Annotated in this window: 21 protein-coding genes; 10 read left to right on the forward strand and 11 right to left on the reverse strand. The window is 69.3% G+C overall.

Annotated features, from left to right (window positions below; genetic code table 11):
* The first annotated feature begins 19 nt into the window (after nt 1-19).
* From AC4GY7_RS07545 to hslU, 7 genes are all read left to right on the forward strand, one after another.
* Nucleotides 20-1,396 (forward strand): methyl-accepting chemotaxis protein, encoded by a 1,377-nt coding sequence (locus tag AC4GY7_RS07545; protein WP_491112839.1) that lies wholly within the window; start codon nt 20-22, stop codon nt 1,394-1,396.
* 68 nt (nt 1,397-1,464) lie between these two features.
* Nucleotides 1,465-2,160 (forward strand): SDR family NAD(P)-dependent oxidoreductase, encoded by a 696-nt coding sequence (locus AC4GY7_RS07550; RefSeq protein ID WP_491112840.1) that lies wholly within the window; start codon nt 1,465-1,467, stop codon nt 2,158-2,160.
* Nucleotides 2,150-3,127: a 50S ribosomal protein L11 methyltransferase gene (locus AC4GY7_RS07555; RefSeq protein ID WP_491112841.1), complete on the forward strand. Its 978-nt coding sequence runs from the start codon at nt 2,150-2,152 to the stop codon at nt 3,125-3,127. Before AC4GY7_RS07550 ends, AC4GY7_RS07555 begins: the two co-directional genes overlap by 11 nt.
* Before the next feature lie 332 nt (nt 3,128-3,459).
* Nucleotides 3,460-3,999, forward strand: a complete 540-nt coding sequence (locus tag AC4GY7_RS07560; protein ID WP_491112842.1) for a glycoside hydrolase family 108 protein — start codon at nt 3,460-3,462, stop codon at nt 3,997-3,999.
* Nucleotides 3,996-4,250, forward strand: a complete 255-nt coding sequence (locus AC4GY7_RS07565) for a 3TM-type holin (protein ID WP_491112843.1) — start codon at nt 3,996-3,998, stop codon at nt 4,248-4,250. The genes AC4GY7_RS07560 and AC4GY7_RS07565 overlap by 4 nt, the downstream gene beginning before the upstream one ends.
* A gap of 101 nt (nt 4,251-4,351) precedes the next feature.
* Nucleotides 4,352-4,897, forward strand: a complete 546-nt coding sequence (hslV, locus tag AC4GY7_RS07570; protein ID WP_491112844.1) for an ATP-dependent protease subunit HslV — start codon at nt 4,352-4,354, stop codon at nt 4,895-4,897.
* 66 nt (nt 4,898-4,963) lie between these two features.
* On the forward strand, nt 4,964-6,256 hold the full coding sequence (hslU, locus tag AC4GY7_RS07575; RefSeq protein ID WP_491112845.1) for an ATP-dependent protease ATPase subunit HslU: 1,293 nt from the start codon (nt 4,964-4,966) through the stop codon (nt 6,254-6,256).
* A gap of 148 nt (nt 6,257-6,404) precedes the next feature.
* On the opposite strand, the gene AC4GY7_RS07580 is transcribed toward hslU, so the two are convergent.
* The 11 genes from AC4GY7_RS07580 to AC4GY7_RS07630 form a co-directional block, all read right to left on the reverse strand.
* Nucleotides 6,405-6,764: a hypothetical protein gene (locus AC4GY7_RS07580; RefSeq protein ID WP_491112846.1), complete on the reverse strand. Its 360-nt coding sequence runs from the start codon at nt 6,762-6,764 to the stop codon at nt 6,405-6,407.
* A 4-nt stretch (nt 6,765-6,768) separates the two neighbouring features.
* Nucleotides 6,769-7,185: a hypothetical protein gene (locus AC4GY7_RS07585; RefSeq protein ID WP_491112847.1), complete on the reverse strand. Its 417-nt coding sequence runs from the start codon at nt 7,183-7,185 to the stop codon at nt 6,769-6,771.
* Nucleotides 7,186-7,219: 34 nt separating this feature from the next.
* Complete coding sequence (gene gloB / locus AC4GY7_RS07590; protein WP_491112848.1) at nt 7,220-7,948, reverse strand: hydroxyacylglutathione hydrolase; 729 nt, start codon at nt 7,946-7,948, stop codon at nt 7,220-7,222.
* Nucleotide 7,949: 1 nt separating this feature from the next.
* Nucleotides 7,950-8,384, reverse strand: coding sequence for a VOC family protein (locus AC4GY7_RS07595; protein WP_491112849.1), 435 nt, complete (start codon nt 8,382-8,384; stop codon nt 7,950-7,952).
* 118 nt (nt 8,385-8,502) lie between these two features.
* Nucleotides 8,503-9,279, reverse strand: coding sequence for a tetratricopeptide repeat protein (locus tag AC4GY7_RS07600; RefSeq protein WP_491112850.1), 777 nt, complete (start codon nt 9,277-9,279; stop codon nt 8,503-8,505).
* The gene (locus AC4GY7_RS07605; RefSeq protein ID WP_491112851.1) at nt 9,276-9,995 is read right to left on the reverse strand and encodes an alpha/beta hydrolase; all 720 of its coding nucleotides are present in this window, start codon (nt 9,993-9,995) and stop codon (nt 9,276-9,278) included. The genes AC4GY7_RS07600 and AC4GY7_RS07605 overlap by 4 nt, the downstream gene beginning before the upstream one ends.
* Nucleotides 9,996-10,038: 43 nt before the next feature.
* On the reverse strand, nt 10,039-10,944 hold the full coding sequence (locus AC4GY7_RS07610; RefSeq protein ID WP_491112852.1) for an alpha/beta fold hydrolase: 906 nt from the start codon (nt 10,942-10,944) through the stop codon (nt 10,039-10,041).
* A 1-nt stretch (nt 10,945) separates the two neighbouring features.
* The gene (locus tag AC4GY7_RS07615) at nt 10,946-11,149 is read right to left on the reverse strand and encodes a helix-turn-helix transcriptional regulator (protein ID WP_491112853.1); all 204 of its coding nucleotides are present in this window, start codon (nt 11,147-11,149) and stop codon (nt 10,946-10,948) included.
* Nucleotides 11,146-11,550 carry a hypothetical protein gene (locus tag AC4GY7_RS07620; RefSeq protein ID WP_491112854.1) on the reverse strand — a complete coding sequence of 135 codons (405 nt, stop codon included), beginning with the start codon at nt 11,548-11,550 and terminating at the stop codon, nt 11,146-11,148. Before AC4GY7_RS07620 ends, AC4GY7_RS07615 begins: the two co-directional genes overlap by 4 nt.
* 73 nt (nt 11,551-11,623) lie before the next feature.
* Nucleotides 11,624-11,860: a DUF6356 family protein gene (locus AC4GY7_RS07625; RefSeq protein ID WP_443583992.1), complete on the reverse strand. Its 237-nt coding sequence runs from the start codon at nt 11,858-11,860 to the stop codon at nt 11,624-11,626.
* 26 nt (nt 11,861-11,886) lie between these two features.
* The gene (locus tag AC4GY7_RS07630) at nt 11,887-13,314 is read right to left on the reverse strand and encodes a glutamate ligase domain-containing protein (RefSeq protein ID WP_491112855.1); all 1,428 of its coding nucleotides are present in this window, start codon (nt 13,312-13,314) and stop codon (nt 11,887-11,889) included.
* 66 nt (nt 13,315-13,380) lie between these two features.
* On the opposite strand from AC4GY7_RS07630, the gene AC4GY7_RS07635 reads away from it, so the two are divergent.
* The 3 genes from AC4GY7_RS07635 (at nt 13,381) to infC (ending at nt 17,085) form a co-directional block, all read left to right on the forward strand.
* Nucleotides 13,381-14,196, forward strand: coding sequence for an LD-carboxypeptidase (locus tag AC4GY7_RS07635; protein WP_491112856.1), 816 nt, complete (start codon nt 13,381-13,383; stop codon nt 14,194-14,196).
* Between the two features lie 249 nt (nt 14,197-14,445).
* Nucleotides 14,446-16,440: a threonine--tRNA ligase gene (gene thrS / locus AC4GY7_RS07640; protein WP_491112857.1), complete on the forward strand. Its 1,995-nt coding sequence runs from the start codon at nt 14,446-14,448 to the stop codon at nt 16,438-16,440.
* Between the two features lie 111 nt (nt 16,441-16,551).
* The gene (infC, locus tag AC4GY7_RS07645; protein WP_443583988.1) at nt 16,552-17,085 is read left to right on the forward strand and encodes a translation initiation factor IF-3; all 534 of its coding nucleotides are present in this window, start codon (nt 16,552-16,554) and stop codon (nt 17,083-17,085) included.
* Nucleotides 17,086-17,167: the final 82 nt, after the last annotated feature.

The following is a 17,167-nucleotide window of genomic DNA, read 5'->3' on the forward strand; positions in this document are numbered from 1 at the left end:
GGCCGGAGAGGATGCAGACATGGCAACGCGGACGGCGCCGGGCGGCGTGACGACGGGCTTGGCGACTCCGCCACGCAACATCGTCGAGCATCTCGGCGAATATGACTGGGACGGTTCGATCGCGGACGGTTGCCGTCAGATCTGTGCCTTGCTCCAGCCCAGGGACTATGAGGAGATAGCCGGGCGGTTCTGGGACCATTATCTCGCGCTGCCCGCGGCGCAGCCGATCCGCCACCTGCTGGCCGGCGAGCGGCTCGCCCGCCGGGTCCGCGAGAGCGCGGACTATGCGCGCGTCAAATACGGCAGCCCCTTCGACGAGGCCTGGGTGGTGATCGCACGCCGGCATGCCGAACAGGCGGTCGCCTCCGGCGTGCCGCTGCCGACGTTGCAGGCGATCCTCGCCCGTTCGCACAGCGACACCGTGCGCATCCTCGAACAGCATTGCACCGGAGACACCACCCGGCTGCTGCGCCTGTGCGATGCGGTGCAGCGCATCTCGCTAGTCGAATCGGACGTGATGACCGGTCACCTCGATGCCCTGCGCAGCGCGGAGGCGCGGCAGGAACGGATCGCCCGATCGGCGGCGTTCCGCGAAAGCATCGCCAGCTCGATCGAGGGCGCGGCGACGCTGGGCGCCCGCATCCGCGTGCAGGCGAGCGCCGCCTCCGCTTCCACCCGCCAGGTGCTGGGCAAGGCGAGCGAGGTCGCGGCGGCGGCGGAGCAATCGGCGGTGGCGATGCGCGAGGCGGCGCAGACCGCGGCGGGCCTCATCCGCGCGATCGAGGACGCGCGCGGCGAAGTGGATGCCGCGGCGGGTATCGCCCACCGGGCGAGCGAACATGCCGGCGACGCGGTGCGGGCGAGCCACCTGCTGTCCGATCATGCCAAGTCGATCGAATCGATCCTGGGCCTGATCCGCGATATCGCCGGACAGACCAACCTGCTCGCATTGAACGCGACGATCGAGGCGGCGCGGGCGGGCGATGCCGGCCGCGGCTTCGCCGTGGTGGCGCAGGAGGTGAAGAGCCTCGCCAACCAGACCGCGCGCGCCACCGACGATATCGCCGCCAAGATCGCCGCCATCCAGTCCGCGACCCGCTCCACGGTGGAAACCAACGCCAGCATCCGCACCACCGTCACCGAGGTGCAGGACAGCGCCGACCGCATCCGCGTGGCGATGGAGGCGCAGGCGCAGACGGTGACCGCGATCACCGCCGCCGTCGACGAAACCGCCCTCGCGGCCGATTCCATGTCGAGCACCATCGCCGCGATCCGCGCGGACACCGAGACGGTGGCGTCGGAGATCGACAGCCTCGGTGCCGGCTTCGGCGACGTCGGCGACCGGCTGGGGCAGCTGCGCCAATCGGCCGACAGCTTCTCGGCAAGCGTGGGGTAGGGGGGCAGGTCCCGCCCGGCTCCCGCCGCCCATTCCCAATCGTCGTGCCGCGGCCTAAAGCCGCCCCCATGACCATTCTTCTCACCGGGTCGAGCCGCGGTATCGGCGCCGCGATCCAGCGATCGCTCACCGCGGCGGGTGCCACCGTCATCGGCCACGGCACGCGCAGCGGCATCGCCGCCGACTTCGCCGATCCCGCCGCCCCGCAGGCCTTGTGGGGCGCCGCGCTCGAACAGGCGGGCGGCGCCATCGACGTGCTGGTCAACAATGCCGGCGTGTTCGAAGCCAATCCGCTCGACCGCGACCATGACGACTGGGTCGCCGACTGGGAACGGACGATGCGCGTCAACCTGACCGCCGCCGCCGAACTCTGCCGGCTCGCCGTGCGCCACTGGCAGCACCGGGGAACCGGCGGTCGCATCGTCAACGTCGCCAGCCGCGCCGCCTATCGCGGCGACAGCCCGGCGCACTGGCATTATGCCGCCGCCAAGGCCGGCATGGTCGCGATGACCAAGACGATCGCGCGCGGCTATGCGCGCGAGGGCATCTTCGCCTTCGCGATCTGCCCCGGCTTCACCATGACCGGCATGGCCGACGATTATCTCGCCAGCCGCGGCGGCGACACGCTGCTCGCCGACATTCCGCTCGGCAAGGTCGCCGATCCCGAAGAGGTCGCCGCGGTCGCCCGTTTCTGCGCGCTGGAGGCTCCCGCCTCGATGACCGGCGCCGTCCTCGACGTGAACGGGGCGAGCTATGTCCGCTGACACCAGCTGGAAGATCAGCTTGCCCTGCACCCGCGCCGAGGCGGAGGCGATCGACAGCGCCTCGGACCTCGCGATCGACGCGGTGCTGATGACCACCGAAGAGGTGGAGGACGATGTCGAGCGCTGGCGGCTCGACGCCTATGTCGAGCATCGCCCCGATGCGGCGATGCTGGCGACGATCCACGCGTTGGTGCCGAGCGCCAGCGCCTGCGACCCCGTCGTCACCGAACTGACCGATGAGGATTGGGTGGCGATGAGCCAGGCGGGCCTGGAACCGATCCGCGAGGGCCGCTTCGTCGTCCACACCAGCGCGCATCCCGTCGCCGCGCCGCCGGGTGGCCGCGCCTTCCTGATCGATGCCGGCCAGGCGTTCGGCACCGGTCATCATGGCACGACCAGCGGCTGCCTCGCCATGCTCGACGGGCTGGCGAGCGCCGGACGGTCCTTCGCCAAGGTCATCGACGTCGGCACCGGCACGGGCCTGCTCGCCTTCGCCGCGGTGGAGCTGTGGCCGCAGGCGGCGGTGGTCGCGACCGATATCGATCCGGTCGCCGTCGCGGTCAGCGCCGACAATGCGCGCAGCAACGGGATCGCGGCGGGCGCCGGCGAAGGTGGGGGCGCCGGCGCGGTCGCGCTGTTCGTCGCTGACGGCGCGCGCCACCCGCAGATCGACGCGGCGGCGCCGTTCGACCTCGTCATCGCCAACATCCTCGCCGGGCCGTTGGTGTCGATGGCGCCCGAACTCGCCGCGATCGCGGACCGGGGCGCGACGATCGTCCTCGCCGGCCTGCTGGAGACGCAGCGCGAGACGGTGGTCGCCGCCTATGTCGCCTGCGGCTGCACGCTGGAGGCGATCGACCGCCGCGGCGACTGGACCGTGCTGCGCCTGCGCGCCGGCGACACGCGCTACGTCCCGACCGCGCCGTTCGACCCCAAGGGCCGCGACGGCTGGGCGCTGGACCTGTAGGGCGCGGCAAGACGCCTGTGAAAGCCGCTGCGGCGTCCTCAACCCCTCCGTCACCCCGGACGTGGTCCGGGGTCCACCGTTCGGCATAGTCAACGGCCTGGGAGCATGTGGCGCAGTGGATGCCGGCACAAGTCGGGCATGAGGGCAATGTTACGCAGAGAGCCCGCCTGTGCGGGAACGACGGAATGGGGAATGGGCCAATGGACCTCGCCGCCATCACGCCCGCCGCAACCCGCTGACCGCGCACCCCAATCCCCCCGCGCGCACATTCCGCTGTCCTATTTGGAGAATCCCTGATCCGTCCCCCGCCGCAACCACAGGGGGAACGATCCATGACCATCGCCACGCTCATCGACCAGGTCATCGCGCGCGAGGGCGGCTACGTCGACCATCCCGCCGACCGCGGCGGCGCGACGCGCTGGGGGATCACCACCGCGGTGGCCCGCGCCAACGGCTATCATGGGCCGATGCGCGACCTGCCGCGCGGCGTAGCGGCGGCGATCTATGAAGCGATCTATTGGCGCGGCCCCGGGCTGGACCGCGTCGCGGCCCGCGCGCCGCGCCTCGCCGCCGAACTGTTCGACACCGCGGTCAACATGGGGACGGGCGTCGCGGCCGGGTTCCTGCAACGCGCGCTCAACGCGCTGAACCGCGGCGCGAACGATTATCCCGACCTCGCCATCGACCAGGCGATCGGGCCGCGCACATTGGCCGCGCTCGACGCCTTCCTCGCCCGCCGGGGGCACGAGGGCGCGGCGGTGCTGACCAGGGCGGTGGACGCCTTGCAGGGCGAACGCTACCTCGCCATCGCCGAACGCCGTCCGGCCAACGAAGCCTTCCTCTACGGCTGGCTGGCGGAGCGGATCGGATGACCGAACCCCGCGATCCGTGGGTCGCGCGCGCGCGGCCCGCCTTCCTCTATGTCATGTACGCGCTGCTGCTGTGGTCGATCCCGATGAGCCTCGTCGCCGCGATCAGCCCCGCGACCGCTGCCGCCATGGCGCGCGGCGTCGGCGCCTATCTGGCGGCGATCCCCGAACCGCTCTACGCGCTCTTCGGCACCGGCTATCTCGGCTACACCGCCGCGCGCGCCTGGGGGAAGGCGAAGGGGGTGGAGCGTTAGGCTTCCACGCAGTGGATCGGACTCCGGCGTCACGCGCACCCTTTGCACCTCCCGCCTGCGATCCTACATCGCGGCGCATGAGCGGGAACGATCCACATTCCATGCCGGTCTGGCATGGCACCACCATTCTGTCGGTCAGGCGCAACGGCAAGGTCGTCGTCATCGGCGACGGCCAGGTCTCGATGGGCCAGACCGTGATGAAGCCCAATGCGCGGAAAGTCCGCCGACTCGGCGCGGAAGGGCAGGTGATCGGCGGGTTCGCCGGTGCGACCGCCGACGCCTTCACCCTGTTCGAGCGGCTGGAGGCGAAGCTGGAGCGGCACCAGGGCCAGCTGATGCGCGCCGCGGTCGAGCTCGCCAAGGACTGGCGCACCGACAAATACCTGCGCAACCTGGAGGCGATGATGATCGTCGCCGACAAGGAGGTGACGCTGATCCTCACCGGCAACGGCGACGTGCTGGAGCCTGAGAACGGCGTCGCTGCGATCGGATCGGGCGGCAATTACGCGCTCGCCGCGGCACGCGCGCTGGTCGATTACGAAGGCGATGCGGAGGCGATCTGCCGCAAGGCGATGGCCATCGCCGCCGAGGTCTGCGTCTACACCAACGACCGCACCACCATCGAGACGCTCCACAGCGTCAGCTGACGACACCCGCGTCCGTGCGACTTTTGTGACCTTTCAGATCGTCCGATCCGGGCGAACAGGCAGATAATGAACCAGAATCTTACCCCCAAGACGATCGTCGCCGCGCTCGACGCGCACATCATCGGCCAGCGCGACGCCAAGCGCGCCGTCGCCGTCGCGCTGCGCAATCGCTGGCGCCGTCAGCAGCTCTCCGCCGACCTGCGCGACGAGGTGACGCCCAAGAACATCCTGATGATCGGGCCGACCGGCTGCGGCAAGACCGAGATCAGCCGCCGCCTGGCGAAACTCGCCGATGCCCCCTTCGTCAAGGTGGAGGCGACCAAGTTCACTGAGGTCGGCTATGTCGGCCGCGACGTCGAACAGATCGCCCGCGACCTCGTCGAGGAGGCGATCCGGCTGGAGAAGGAGCGCCGCCGCCTCGCCGTGAAGGACAAGGCGGAGGAGGCGGCGATGAAGCGCCTGCTCGACGCGCTGGTCGGCAAGGACAGCAGCCAGGCGACGCGCGAAAGCTTTAAGCAGCGCTTCGCCGACGGCCACCTCGACCAAACCGAGATCGAGATCGAGCTGGAACAGGCACCCGCCATGCCCTTCGAGGTGCCGGGTGCCGGCCCGCAGATGATCAACCTCAGCGAGATGATGAAGTCGTTCGGCGGCGGCCAGCAGTTGAAGCGCCGCAAGCTGACCGTCCGCGCCGCCTGGGACAAGCTGGTCGAGGAAGAGGCCGACAAGCGCCTCGACCAGGACGAGGTGAGCCGCACCGCGCTCGCCGACGCCGAGGCGAACGGCATCGTCTTCCTCGACGAGATCGACAAGATCGCGGTCAGCGACGTGCGCGGCGGCTCGGTCAGCCGCGAAGGCGTGCAGCGCGACCTGCTGCCGCTGATCGAGGGCACCACCGTCTCGACCAAATATGGCCCGATGAAGACCGACCATATCCTCTTCATCGCCAGCGGCGCCTTCCACGTCGCCAAGCCGTCCGACCTGTTGCCCGAATTGCAGGGCCGCCTGCCGATCCGCGTCGAGCTGAAGGGCCTGACCGAGGAAGATTTCATCGCCATCCTGTCGGACACCAAGGCATCGCTGCCCACGCAGTACCAGGCGCTGATCGCCACCGAGGGCGTCGAGGTGACCTTCACCGACGACGGCATCGCCGCCATCGCCCGCATCGCCGCCGAGGTGAACGGCCAGGTCGAGAACATCGGCGCCCGCCGCCTGCAGACGGTGATGGAAAAGCTGCTGGAGGAGGTGAGCTTCGATGCCGAGGACCGCAGCGATCCGGTGACGGTGGACGCCGCCTACGTCGAGAAGCAGCTCGCCGGCATCGCCCGCAACACGGATCTCAGCCGCTTCGTGCTGTAAGGTGCGTCGAGGCCGGATTGGGTTAGGTAAAAGTCCTCCCTCGCGCAGCGGGGGAGGGGGACCGCGCCCGCAGGGCGTGGTGGAGGGGGCGTCTCCCCAAGCGCAAGGTCCGCGGCCCCGACTCCTGTCGGGGAATGGGCAATCAGCCCTATTTCTTCACCCGCGTGTACGGCGTGAACTCGGTGAACCGGCAGTAAGCCGACGGGATGGTCGTCCCCGGCGTCAACACCCGGAACCGGTCGTTGCGGCACAGCTGCCCGCCATAGACCTCGACGATCAGCGTGTTGAGCGGTTCCAGCGACGAGCAGGCGCCGACCGGCCCCGTCTTCCACACCCGCCGCCCGGCGCCCTCGGTATAGAGGATGGTATGCGCATCGACGATCGACGGGCCGTTGGTCTGCGACAGCGTGATGCAGTTCTGCGGCGCGCCGGCGACGCGGCCGGCAAGCGGGTCGGCCTTGGCGGCGAGCAGCGGCAGGGCGAGGGCGGCGAGCGCGAGCGTCTTCATGGCGTCACTTGCCCCGTGTGTAGCGGATGAACGGGCCGAACGAGCAGCTGCCGCTGAACGTCCGCGACGCCGAATCGACCGTGGTCGCGATATCGCCCTGGCACAGCTGGCTCTGCGGCGAGCGGGTGATGAGGATGTCGCCGCGGCCGACCCGCTCGCATCCGCCCGCCGTGTCGGTGCGATACTTCAGTCCGCGGTTGACGGTGTAGACCAGGGTCGGCCCGTAGCCCTTGACCTGCGCACTGGGAAAGCGCGGCATGCAGCTGGAGGATTGGCCCGGCGTCAGCCCCGCCAGATCCTTGCCGAGCACATCAGCCGCCGCGGCATCCGCCTGTTGTGCGGCCAGCCGCTGCTGCGGGCTCTGCGTGCATCCCGCCGCCATCAGTGCGGCGCTCGCGATCACCAACGACCGTCCGATCATCGTCCTCGTCCTCCGATCCGATCAGCACAACGGATCAGCCGCTGAAACTATCCTTGGCGGCACGCAGCCGTCCGAGCGTCTCGGCATCGCTGGCACGCAGGAACGGATTGGTCGCGCGCTCAAGCCCGATACGCGTCGGGATCGTCGGTTCGCCCTTGGCGCGCAACGCATCCACCTCGGCCATCCGTGCCGCCAGCGCCGCATTGTCCGGCTCGGCGGTCAGCGCGAAGCGGCCGTTGCTCTGCGTATATTCATGCCCGCAATAGACATCGGTGGCGTCGGGCAGCGCGGCATAGCGCTGCATGTTGGCGAACATCTGCGCCGCCGTCCCTTCGAACAGGCGGCCGCAGCCCATCGCGAACAGCGTGTCGCCGGTGAAGATCGCACCCGCTTCGGCGAGGTGGAAGGCGATGTGCCCGGCGGTATGGCCCGGCACTTCCAGCACCCGCGCCTCGCAGGCGCCGATGCGCACCGTGTCGCCCTCCCGCACCGTCACGTCCAGCGTCGGGATCTTCGCCGCCTCCGCCGCAGGGCCGGTGACGCGGGCACCGGCGGCGCGCAGGGTCGCATTGCCGCCGGTGTGATCGGGATGCCAGTGGGTCGTCCAGACCTGGCCGATCGTCCAGCCCCGCTCGGCCGCGGCCTGCTGCACCGGTGCCGCCTCGCCGGGATCGATCGCCACCGTCTCGCCGGACACGGGGTCGTGGAGCAGCCAGGCGTAATTGTCGGCGAGCACGGGTATGCGGACGATCTCCGGCGTCATGTCACCAGCTTCCGGTGTTCGGCATCGATGCCCAGGGCTCTGCGGGGTCGAGCACGCCGTTCTGCAGCAGTTCGATCGAGATGCCGTCCGGCGTCTTGACGAACGCCATGTGGCCGTCGCGCGGCGGGCGATTGATCGTCACGCCGCCGTCCATCAGCCGCTGGCAGGTGTCGTAGATATTGTCGACGCGATAGGCGAGATGGCCGAAGTTGCGGCCGCCGCCATACTCTTCCGGATCCCAATTGTAGGTCAGCTCGACCTCGGCCTTGGCGCGTTCGCCCGGCGCGTTCATGTCCTCGTCCGCGGCGAGGAAGATCAGCGTGAAGCGACCCTTCTCATTCTCCATGCGCCGGACCTCCTTCAGCCCGAGCAGTTCGAAGAAGCGGATGGTTGCGTCCGGATCGGTGACGCGGATCATGGTGTGGAGGTAGTGCATAAGGGGTCCTGCATGGGTTGCGACGGCACGCCGTTACGCCCCCAACGCGCAGGCCACCAGCCCGAGTTCCATGCGTCTCACCTGGCGCCGTCGCAGCGTCGCCCGAACCCCCGGTCCGTCAGCGTCCGGCCGGAACCGTCGCCGGCTTGTCGCCGAACTGCGCAAGCGCCGCGCGCGCGTTGCGGCCGGCGGGGGCATTGGGGGCGAGCCGCGTCGCTTCCGCCCAGGCCGCGCGCGCGCCGGCCTCGTCACGGGCGAGCGCGGCGATGTTGCCCGCCTCCAGCTGGACGGAGGCATCGTCCGCCGCGCGCTTCAGCGCCTCGCCGATATCCTTGCGCGCACGCGGGATATCGCCGTCGCGTCGGGCGAGCGTGGCGGACAGCAGCCAGGCGAGCGGATCGTCGCCGGCGTTGGTGAGCGCCAGGTCGATGTCGCGCCGCGCCGCGGCATCGTCGCCGCTCGCCACCATCACCCGCGCATGGTCGAGCTGCGCCTCGCCGAGCGCCAGCCCCTCCAGCGTGCCGGCGACCAGCGCGCTGTCGAGCGCGGTGCGCGCGCGTGGCGCATCGCCCGCCGCCAGCCGCGCATTGCCCGCCTGCGCCCAATAGATGGCGGCGCGCCGATCGTGCGCGAGCTCCGCCGCCTTGGCCGCAGCTTCGAACTCGCCGGCCGCCCCGGCGAAATTCTGCTCCTGCGTATAGGCGAGGCCGGCGCATTGCCGTGCGAACCAGGCGCCGCCGCTCGCCGCCCAGCGCACCGCCTCCGCCCGTGCCGCCGCCGGATCGTCGCGCGCCAGCGTCACGCAGCGATCGTAGCGCGCCTCGCGCGGGTCGGCCGGCTTGGCGACGGGCGCAGGCGCGGCGGCCTGCAGCAGCATGGCGAGGATCGGGATCATAAGCGGGCCAGCACGTCCTCCACCGCCCGCAGGACCAGCGCGATATCCGTGTCGCGCGACAGGCGGTGCTCGCCGTCCTTGACCAGCAGCGTCTGCACATCCGCTGAACGGATCATCTCGCCCAGCCGCACGGTACGGTGCCACGGCACGTCGGGATCGGCCATGCCCTGCACCATCCGCACCGGTCCGTCGAACGGGATGGTGCCGAACATCAGCCGATTGGCCTCGCCCGACTGGAAGAAGGCACGGGTATAGACGGTCGGTTCGGGGCCGTAGGGATTGGGGCGCTCCAGCCGACCCTGGTTCAGGATCGCCATCTTCTCGTCCATGGTGAAGCCCCAGTCGGTGAAGTCGGGGGCAGGCGCGATCCCGACCAGCCCGACGACCTGCCCGGCGCGCGCCTTGGCGACCAGCAGCATCAGCCACCCGCCCATCGACGATCCGACCAGCACCACCGGCCCGGTCGCGACCTGGTCCAGCATCGCCAGCACGTCGTCGCGCCAGCCGGCCAGCGTCTGCTCCTCGAACGCCCCCTCGCTTTGCCCGCAGCCGCCGTAATCGAAGCGGAGGAAGGCGCGGCCCTGCGCCGCCGCCCAGGCCTCCAGCGCCACCGCCTTGCTGCCGTTCATGTCGGAGGCATAGCCCGGCAGGAAGACGATCGTCGGACCGGTGCCGGCGGTGTGGTGGTAGGCGAGGCGGGGGCGGGGCGCTGTCATCGGGCGGCTGTACCGCGCCGCGCCGCATCCGTCATCCCGGCCGCTACTTCGCCAGGAACGTCGTGAGGGCGGTGCGGAACGCGTCGGGTTGATCCAGCATCACGAAATGCGCGGCATCGCCGATGTCGACGAAGGTCACGTGCGGCGCGTCGGCATAGGCCGCCGTGTAGAGCGCATCGGCCTGCGGCTTGTCCGGCCCGGCGGCGTTCCAGGGGTAAACGAGCGTGATCGGCGTCGCGATCCCCTTCATCGCCGGGCGCAGGTCGGTGGTCATGTCCTCGTACATCGCCTGGCCCGACACGCGCGGGTCGGCGGCCTCGGCCCACGCCGTCACCTTGGCGCGCGAGGCGGGCTTCAGCGCCAGCCGGTCGGCCACCGCGCGCGCCCCGGCGGCATCGGCGGGTTTGCCGTAGCTTGCCACCTGCGCATCGCGCATCTGCCTGGCGCGCGGCTCGACCATCGCGACGGTGGCGGCCGGCGCGAAGAGCGTGCCGATGAACGGCAGCGAATCGACGATCATCAGCTTGCCCGCATCGCCCGGATGCGCCTTGGCCAGCATCAGCGCGACCAGCCCGCCCATCGAATGCCCGACGATCGCCGTGCCGCCGATCTTGTCCTTGCCGATCAGCGCATGCAGGTCGGTGACCACACCGTCGAGGATGCCGGGCGACAGGTTCGCCCCCGGCGCATCGCCGCCGAAGCCGTTGACCTGCACCACATAGACGCGGTGGCTGCGCGCGAGGTCCGGCACCACGCCGTCCCACACCGCGCCCGGGCTGGACAGGCCGGGGATCAGGATCACCGGCGTGCCCTTGCCGGTCGCGGTGACGGAGATGTGCGCCATCCGCGTGACGGGCGCCGGCGCGGCGGCGTGGGCGGCGGCGGGATGCAGCACGACGCCCAGGGTCAGGGCGGAGGCGGCGAGACGAAGACCGAGATGGCGGATCATGTCAATTCTCCTTGGACGGGCTGACGAACACGTCTTCGATGGCCAGGCCGAACAGTTCGGCGATGCGGAAGGCGAGGGGGAGCGACGGGTCGTAGCGTCCCGTCTCGATGGCGTTGACGCTCTGGCGGCTGACCTCCAGCTGCTCGGCAAGATGCTGCTGGCTCCAGCCCCGCGTCGCCCGAAGGTCGCGCAGGTGGTTGTTCATGCCGCCCTCCGCTCGATGATCCGGTTGACCAGCGCGCCGATGCCGAGGCCGGCGAAATAGACGACCGGCCAGGCGTAGCCGACGACGTGGCGGACCAGCCCGAACCCTTCAAGGAAGCCCCAGATCGTCGCCGCGGTGAGCGCGATGGCGGTGGCGATCAGCAGCTGGCGGATCTGCAGCATCCGCAGATATTCGTCGCTTTCCTCGATCAGGTAGCGGCCCATCAGCCAGAAGAACCCGGACACCGCGAGCGCGGGGAGCACGCCCACGACATAGGCGAGCGGCCCTGCGACGAGGTGGCGGCTGATGAGATAGACGGCGAGGAACAGCAGCGCCGCATACACGACGCTGAGCAGCAGGACCCGCTGGTTGTAGCGGCGCTGGGCGGGAGAGAAACGCATCGGCAACCTCCTTCGACTCGATGTGAAGGAAGCTTTACATGGAAAGCAAGCTTTACGTCAAGCTAGCTTTCCATCAGATGATGAATTCGATCGACCGCTTCTGGATCTCGTCGGCGCGCTTGGCGACGACCTCGCCGTGCAGCGCCTCGATCGTGCGGCTGCCGGTGGTGGTGAACAGGAAGGGCAGCACGCCGTGGATCAGCGCGGCGACGCCGCCGCCGATCATGCGCAACCCGAACCGGCTGGCGACGCCGAAATGCTGGCCATAGCTTTCGCCGACCGAGGACGGGTGTTCGGTGAACGGGTTCATCGCCGGATACCTCCTGATGGGGTAAACTAGCCGTCAGCCTGCAATGTTGCCAGCATGTCGGCGGCGAGCAGGCTCAACGTGTCGTCGCGTGCTCCCATCACGACGATGCGATCGCCGGCCTCCGCTTCCGCGACCAGCATCGCCGCCGCCGCGCCGCGGTCCGCAACGTGGCGCGCGTCGCGGCCGCGGCCGCGCAGGTCGTCGACGATGTCGGCGCTGGTCACCTCGCGGGCGACCGTGCCGCCGAAATAGACGGGATCGGGCAGCACCAGCACGTCGCCCGGTGCCAGCCGCTCCGCCAGGCTGTCGACCAGCTCGCGGCGCATCACCTTCAGCGGGCCATAGCCGTGCGGCTGGAACAGGATCAGCAGCCGGCCGGGAAAGGCGTGCAGCGTGTCGAGCGTCGCGGCGATCTTGTCGGGGTTGTGGCCGAAATCGTCGATCACCGCGACGCCGCGTCCCTCGCCGACCAGATCGAACCGGCGCCGCAGGCCGGTGAAGCCGCCGATCGCCGCCGCCGCGGTGCCCAGCGGCACGCCCGCCGCCACCGCCGCCGCGATCGCCGCCAATGCGTTGGACACGTTGTGCCGCCCCGGCACCTGCAACACCACCGGCATCGCCGCCCCGCCGCCAGCGACGAGGTCGAAGCGGACGGAGAACGGCGCCTCGACGATGCCATGCGCGGCGAAGTCGGCGTCGCGTTCCAGGCCGAAGGTCGCGACATGCGTCGGCGGCAGCGCGGCGGCGAGCGCGGCGGCCTCGTCATTGTCCAGGTTGACGATCGCCGTCTCCGCCTTGGCGATGAAGTCGGCGAACAGCCCGCGCAATTCGTCCAGCCCCTTGTGATCGAGGCTGACGTTGTTGAGCACCGCGATCCGCGGCCGATAGCGCGCGATTGACCCGTCGCTCTCGTCCACCTCGCTGACGAAGGCGTCGCCCGCTCCGACCAGCGCGCTGGCGAAGGGCGCGTCGGCCGCGGCGAAGTTCTTCATCACCGCGCCGTTCATCACCGTCGGGTCACGCCCCGCGGCGTGCAGGATCCAGCCGATCATGCCGGTGACCGTCGACTTGCCGCTGGTGCCGGCGACGCCGATCGGCAGGTCGCTGGCGTTGAACAGCGCGCTCAGCAGCTCGGCCCGGCTCGCCCGCGCCGCGCCGAGGCGGTTCGCCGCGACGATGTCGGCAACCGTCTCCTCGACCGCGGCCGAGGCGACGACGATCTGGTCGGGCGCGGTGATGCCGCTGCCGTCCTGCGGAAACAGGGCGACGCCCCGTGCGCGCAACGCATCGAACTTCGCCGGTACGCGCCCCTGGTCGAGCCCGCGGTCGGATCCGGCGACCATCGCTCCGCGCCCGGCGAGGATGGTCGCCAGCGGCAGCATCCCCGATCCGCCGATCCCGACGAGAAAGAAGCGCCGGTTGGCGAGCGAGCCGGAAAGATTGCCGTCGATCATGGCGCTGCGCTATCGACGCCGTCCGGCAGGGGCAAGGCTCTGCCGACGAGACGGGGCGGGATCGCGATGCGGATTGGAGTGGTGGCGCCGGCCAGCATCGGCAACAAGGATGCCGAGGCGCCGTTCATCGCCTTCGCCGCGCTCGCCTATCCCGAGGTCGAGCTGGTCGTGCATCCGCAATGCTGGGAGGTCGCCGGCCATTTCGCCGGCGACGATGCGCGCCGCGCCGCCGCCTTCCTCGAATTCGCCAACGATCCCGGCTTCGATGCGATCTGGTTCCTGCGCGGCGGCTATGGCTCCAACCGCATCCTGCCGCTGGTGATGCCGCAGCTGGGGCCGGCGGCGCGGCACAAGAGCTACCTCGGCTATTCGGACATGGGCTTCCTGCTCGGCGCGCTCTACGCGGCGCGGATCGGCCGCCCGGCGCACGGCCCGATGGCGAGCGATATTCGCCGCCAGCACGGCGACCAGACGATCGCCCGCTCGCTCGGCTGGCTCGCGCGCGGCGATCGGACGGGGCTGGAGCCGGGGCTCGACGGGCGTCCTGCGGCGGCGTTCAACCTGTCGATCCTCGGCGCGCTGATCGGCACGCCCTATCTGCCCGACCTTGCCGATCACGTGCTGCTGATCGAGGAGGTGTCCGAACCGATGTACAATATCGACCGGCTGCTCTTCCACATGGGCCACGCGACCCAGCTGAAGGGCATCGCCGGCGTGCGATTGGGCGGCGTCACCGCGATCCAGCCCAACGAACCCGAATGGGGCGAGACGCTGGAGTATATGATCCGCCGCTGGTGCCGGGATCTGGGCGTGCCGTACCTAGGCCGCGCGGAGATCGGCCACACGCAAGGCAACCACGTGGTGCCGTTCGGCCTCACCTAAATCTTCCCCGGTACGGAGCGGCGGGTCGACCACGCCCCGCGTGGTCGAGGATCGTTCGGGGGACGATCCGACCCGCCGCTGGGGACCGCCCGCCGAAGGCGGGTGGTGCAGGGGGGCATCCACATAGGACACCCCTGGTGGAAGCCCCCTCCGTCACCGCTTCGCGGCGCCACCTCCCCGTGCCGGGGAGGATTTGCAAATATGCTATCGGGGGGATATTTCGCGCGCTTCCCAAATCGAAAGTCTCCCATGTCCGCCATGTTCCGCATCACGCTGCCCGACGGTTCCGTCCGCGAGGTTGCGCCCGGGACTACCCCCGCGGACGTGGCCGCCGCGATCGGGCCGGGCCTCGCCAAGGCGGCACTGGCCGCGCGCATCGACGGGCAGGTCCGCGACCTCAATCGCCCGTTCGACGGCGACACGCAGCTCGCGCTCGTCACCGCAAAGGACGAGGCGGACGCGCTGGAACTCGTCCGTCACGATCTCGCCCACGTCATGGCGGAGGCGGTGCAGCACCTGTTCCCCGGTACGCAGATCACCTTCGGCCCCGCGACCGACGACGGCTTTTATTATGATTTTGCGCCCAAGGATCGCCCCTTCACCGAGGACGACCTGCCCGCGATCGAGGCGGAGATGCGCCGCATCATCGCGAAGAACGAACCCTTCACGCGCGAGGTGTGGAGCCGCGAACAGCTGATCGACACCTGGACGCAGCAGGGCGAGACGTTCAAGGCCGAATGGGCTGCCGAATTGCCCGAGGGCGAGGAGCTGACGATCTATCGCCAGGGCGAGTGGCTCGACATGTGCCGCGGCCCGCACATGGTGTCGACCGGCAAGCTCGACCCGAATGCCTTCAAGCTGACGCGCGTGTCGGGCGCCTATTGGCGCGGCGACCAGAAGAACGCGATGCTCAGCCGCATCTACGGCACCGGCTGGCTCAACAAGAAGCAGCTGGACCAGCACCTGTTCATGCTGGAAGAGGCGGCCAAGCGCGACCATCGCAAGATCGGGCAGGAGATGGACCTGTTCCACCTCCAGTCGGAGGCGCAAGGGTCGGTGTTCTGGCACCCCAAGGGCTTCGTGCTGTGGCGGCAGATGGAAGCCTATATGCGCCGCCGCCTCGACGCCGCCGACTATGCCGAGGTCAAGACGCCGCAGCTGATGGATGCGCGCCAGTGGGAACAGTCCGGCCACTGGGGCAAGTATCGCGAGAACATGTTCGTCGTGCCCGACGAGGTGCCCAACACCGAGGACGAGGGTGCGGTGCTGTCCGGCGAAGGCGACCTGATGGCCCTCAAGCCGATGAACTGCCCGGCGCATGTGCTGATCTTCAAGCAGGGCATCAAATCGTACCGCGACCTGCCCATCCGCATGGCCGAATTCGGCTGCTGCCACCGCAACGAGCCGCATGGCGCGTTGCACGGCATCATGCGCGTCCGCCAGTTCACGCAGGACGACGCACATATCTTCGTGCGCGAGGACCAGCTGGTCGAGGAGGTGCGCAAGTTCTGCGAGCTGCTGGACAGCGTCTATCGGGATCTCGGCTTCGAGGATTACGCCGTGAAGCTGGCGCTGCGCCCCGAAAAGCGCTTCGGCGACGATGCGATGTGGGACAAGGCGGAGGCGGAGCTGCGCGAGGCGGTGCTGGCGTCCGGCCTGTCCGATTCGATCAAGGCGAAATTCGAGGAACTGGAGGGCGAAGGCGCCTTCTACGCTCCCAAGCTCGAATTCCATCTCACCGACGCCATCGGCCGCACCTGGCAGGTGGGCACCATCCAGTCCGACCGCGTGCTGCCCGAACGGCTCGACGCGAGCTATGTCGGCGAAGACGGCAACCGCCACCGCCCCGTCATGCTGCACCGCGCGATCCTCGGCACCTTCGAACGGTTCATCGGCATCCTGATCGAACACCACGCCGGCCGCTTCCCGCTATGGCTGTCGCCGGTGCAGGCGGTGGTGGCGACGATCGTGTCCGACGCCGATGGCTATGCCGAGGAGGTGGCGGCGACGCTGCGCAAGGCCGGCATCCGCGTCGAAACCGATCTTCGCAACGAGAAGATCAACTACAAGGTCCGTGAGCATTCAGTCGCCAAGGTGCCGGTGCTGCTCGTCGTCGGCAAACGCGAGGCGGAGGAAGGGAAGGTCGCCATCCGCCGCCTGGGCAGCCAGGCGCAGCAGATCGTGACCATGGACGAAGCGGTCGCTATGCTGCGCGACGAGGCGACACCGCCCGACCTGCGGTGACGCAACCCGCCTTTCCCAACAAATGGGAGAGGCGGTGCTCTTTCAAAATCGGTGCCGATCGCCTATATCAGGCGGCAAACCACCACAGGAGCAATACCCATACGTCCTCCCATGATGCGCCGGCCGAACCAGGCGCCGCCGATGAATGGTCCCCGTTTCAACGAGTGGATCCAGAGCCCCAAGGTCCGCGTCATCGACCATGAGGGCGAGAATCTTGGCGTGATGTACACGCGCGAGGCGATGGCGCAGGCGCAGGAGGTCGGCCTCGATCTGGTCGAGGTGTCGCCCAACGCCGATCCGCCCGTCGCCAAGTTCCTCGACGTCGGCAAGTTCAAGTACGAGGCGCAGAAAAAGGCGAATCTCGCCCGCAAGTCGCAGAAGACGCAGGAGATCAAGGAGATCAAGATGCGTCCGAACATCGACGACCACGATTACGACACCAAGATGAAGAAGGTCGCCGAGTTCATCGAGGAAGGCGACAAGGTGAAGGTCACCATGCGCTTCCGCGGTCGTGAGCTCAGCCACGGGCAGCTCGGCATGGCCGTGCTCCAGCGCGTCGCGGAGCAGGTCGCCGAGGTCGCCAAGGTGGAGGCCTATCCGCGGATGGAAGGCCGTCAGATGCTGATGGTCCTCGCGCCCAAGTAAAACACTGCGCTTCGGCGCGACCTTTGTGACTTTCCGTAACGTCAGGTCATTTCGAACACCGGGTCCGGCAACGGGCCCGGTG

This window comes from Sphingomonas sp. SP5 (assembly GCF_058313455.1).

Excerpts from the sequence above, each read along its gene's own strand:
- AC4GY7_RS07615 (WP_491112853.1), bottom strand. The coding sequence starts at position 11,149 with ATGAACAACCACCTGCGCGACCTTCGGGCGACGCGGGGCTGGAGCCAG.
- AC4GY7_RS07565 (WP_491112843.1), top strand. The coding sequence starts at position 3,996 with ATGACCGAACCCCGCGATCCGTGGGTCGCGCGCGCGCGGCCCGCCTTC.
- AC4GY7_RS07560 (WP_491112842.1), top strand. The coding sequence starts at position 3,460 with ATGACCATCGCCACGCTCATCGACCAGGTCATCGCGCGCGAGGGCGGC.
- AC4GY7_RS07545 (WP_491112839.1), top strand. The coding sequence starts at position 20 with ATGGCAACGCGGACGGCGCCGGGCGGCGTGACGACGGGCTTGGCGACT.
- hslU (WP_491112845.1), top strand. The coding sequence starts at position 4,964 with ATGAACCAGAATCTTACCCCCAAGACGATCGTCGCCGCGCTCGACGCG.
- AC4GY7_RS07580 (WP_491112846.1), bottom strand. The coding sequence starts at position 6,764 with ATGAAGACGCTCGCGCTCGCCGCCCTCGCCCTGCCGCTGCTCGCCGCC.
- AC4GY7_RS07625 (WP_443583992.1), bottom strand. The coding sequence starts at position 11,860 with ATGAACCCGTTCACCGAACACCCGTCCTCGGTCGGCGAAAGCTATGGC.
- AC4GY7_RS07555 (WP_491112841.1), top strand. The coding sequence starts at position 2,150 with ATGTCCGCTGACACCAGCTGGAAGATCAGCTTGCCCTGCACCCGCGCC.
- thrS (WP_491112857.1), top strand. The coding sequence starts at position 14,446 with ATGTCCGCCATGTTCCGCATCACGCTGCCCGACGGTTCCGTCCGCGAG.
- infC (WP_443583988.1), top strand. The coding sequence starts at position 16,552 with ATGATGCGCCGGCCGAACCAGGCGCCGCCGATGAATGGTCCCCGTTTC.
- AC4GY7_RS07600 (WP_491112850.1), bottom strand. The coding sequence starts at position 9,279 with ATGATCCCGATCCTCGCCATGCTGCTGCAGGCCGCCGCGCCTGCGCCC.
- AC4GY7_RS07595 (WP_491112849.1), bottom strand. The coding sequence starts at position 8,384 with ATGCACTACCTCCACACCATGATCCGCGTCACCGATCCGGACGCAACC.
- AC4GY7_RS07550 (WP_491112840.1), top strand. The coding sequence starts at position 1,465 with ATGACCATTCTTCTCACCGGGTCGAGCCGCGGTATCGGCGCCGCGATC.
- AC4GY7_RS07620 (WP_491112854.1), bottom strand. The coding sequence starts at position 11,550 with ATGCGTTTCTCTCCCGCCCAGCGCCGCTACAACCAGCGGGTCCTGCTG.
- AC4GY7_RS07605 (WP_491112851.1), bottom strand. The coding sequence starts at position 9,995 with ATGACAGCGCCCCGCCCCCGCCTCGCCTACCACCACACCGCCGGCACC.
- AC4GY7_RS07585 (WP_491112847.1), bottom strand. The coding sequence starts at position 7,185 with ATGATCGGACGGTCGTTGGTGATCGCGAGCGCCGCACTGATGGCGGCG.
- AC4GY7_RS07610 (WP_491112852.1), bottom strand. The coding sequence starts at position 10,944 with ATGATCCGCCATCTCGGTCTTCGTCTCGCCGCCTCCGCCCTGACCCTG.
- AC4GY7_RS07635 (WP_491112856.1), top strand. The coding sequence starts at position 13,381 with ATGCGGATTGGAGTGGTGGCGCCGGCCAGCATCGGCAACAAGGATGCC.
- gloB (WP_491112848.1), bottom strand. The coding sequence starts at position 7,948 with ATGACGCCGGAGATCGTCCGCATACCCGTGCTCGCCGACAATTACGCC.
- AC4GY7_RS07630 (WP_491112855.1), bottom strand. The coding sequence starts at position 13,314 with ATGATCGACGGCAATCTTTCCGGCTCGCTCGCCAACCGGCGCTTCTTT.
- hslV (WP_491112844.1), top strand. The coding sequence starts at position 4,352 with ATGCCGGTCTGGCATGGCACCACCATTCTGTCGGTCAGGCGCAACGGC.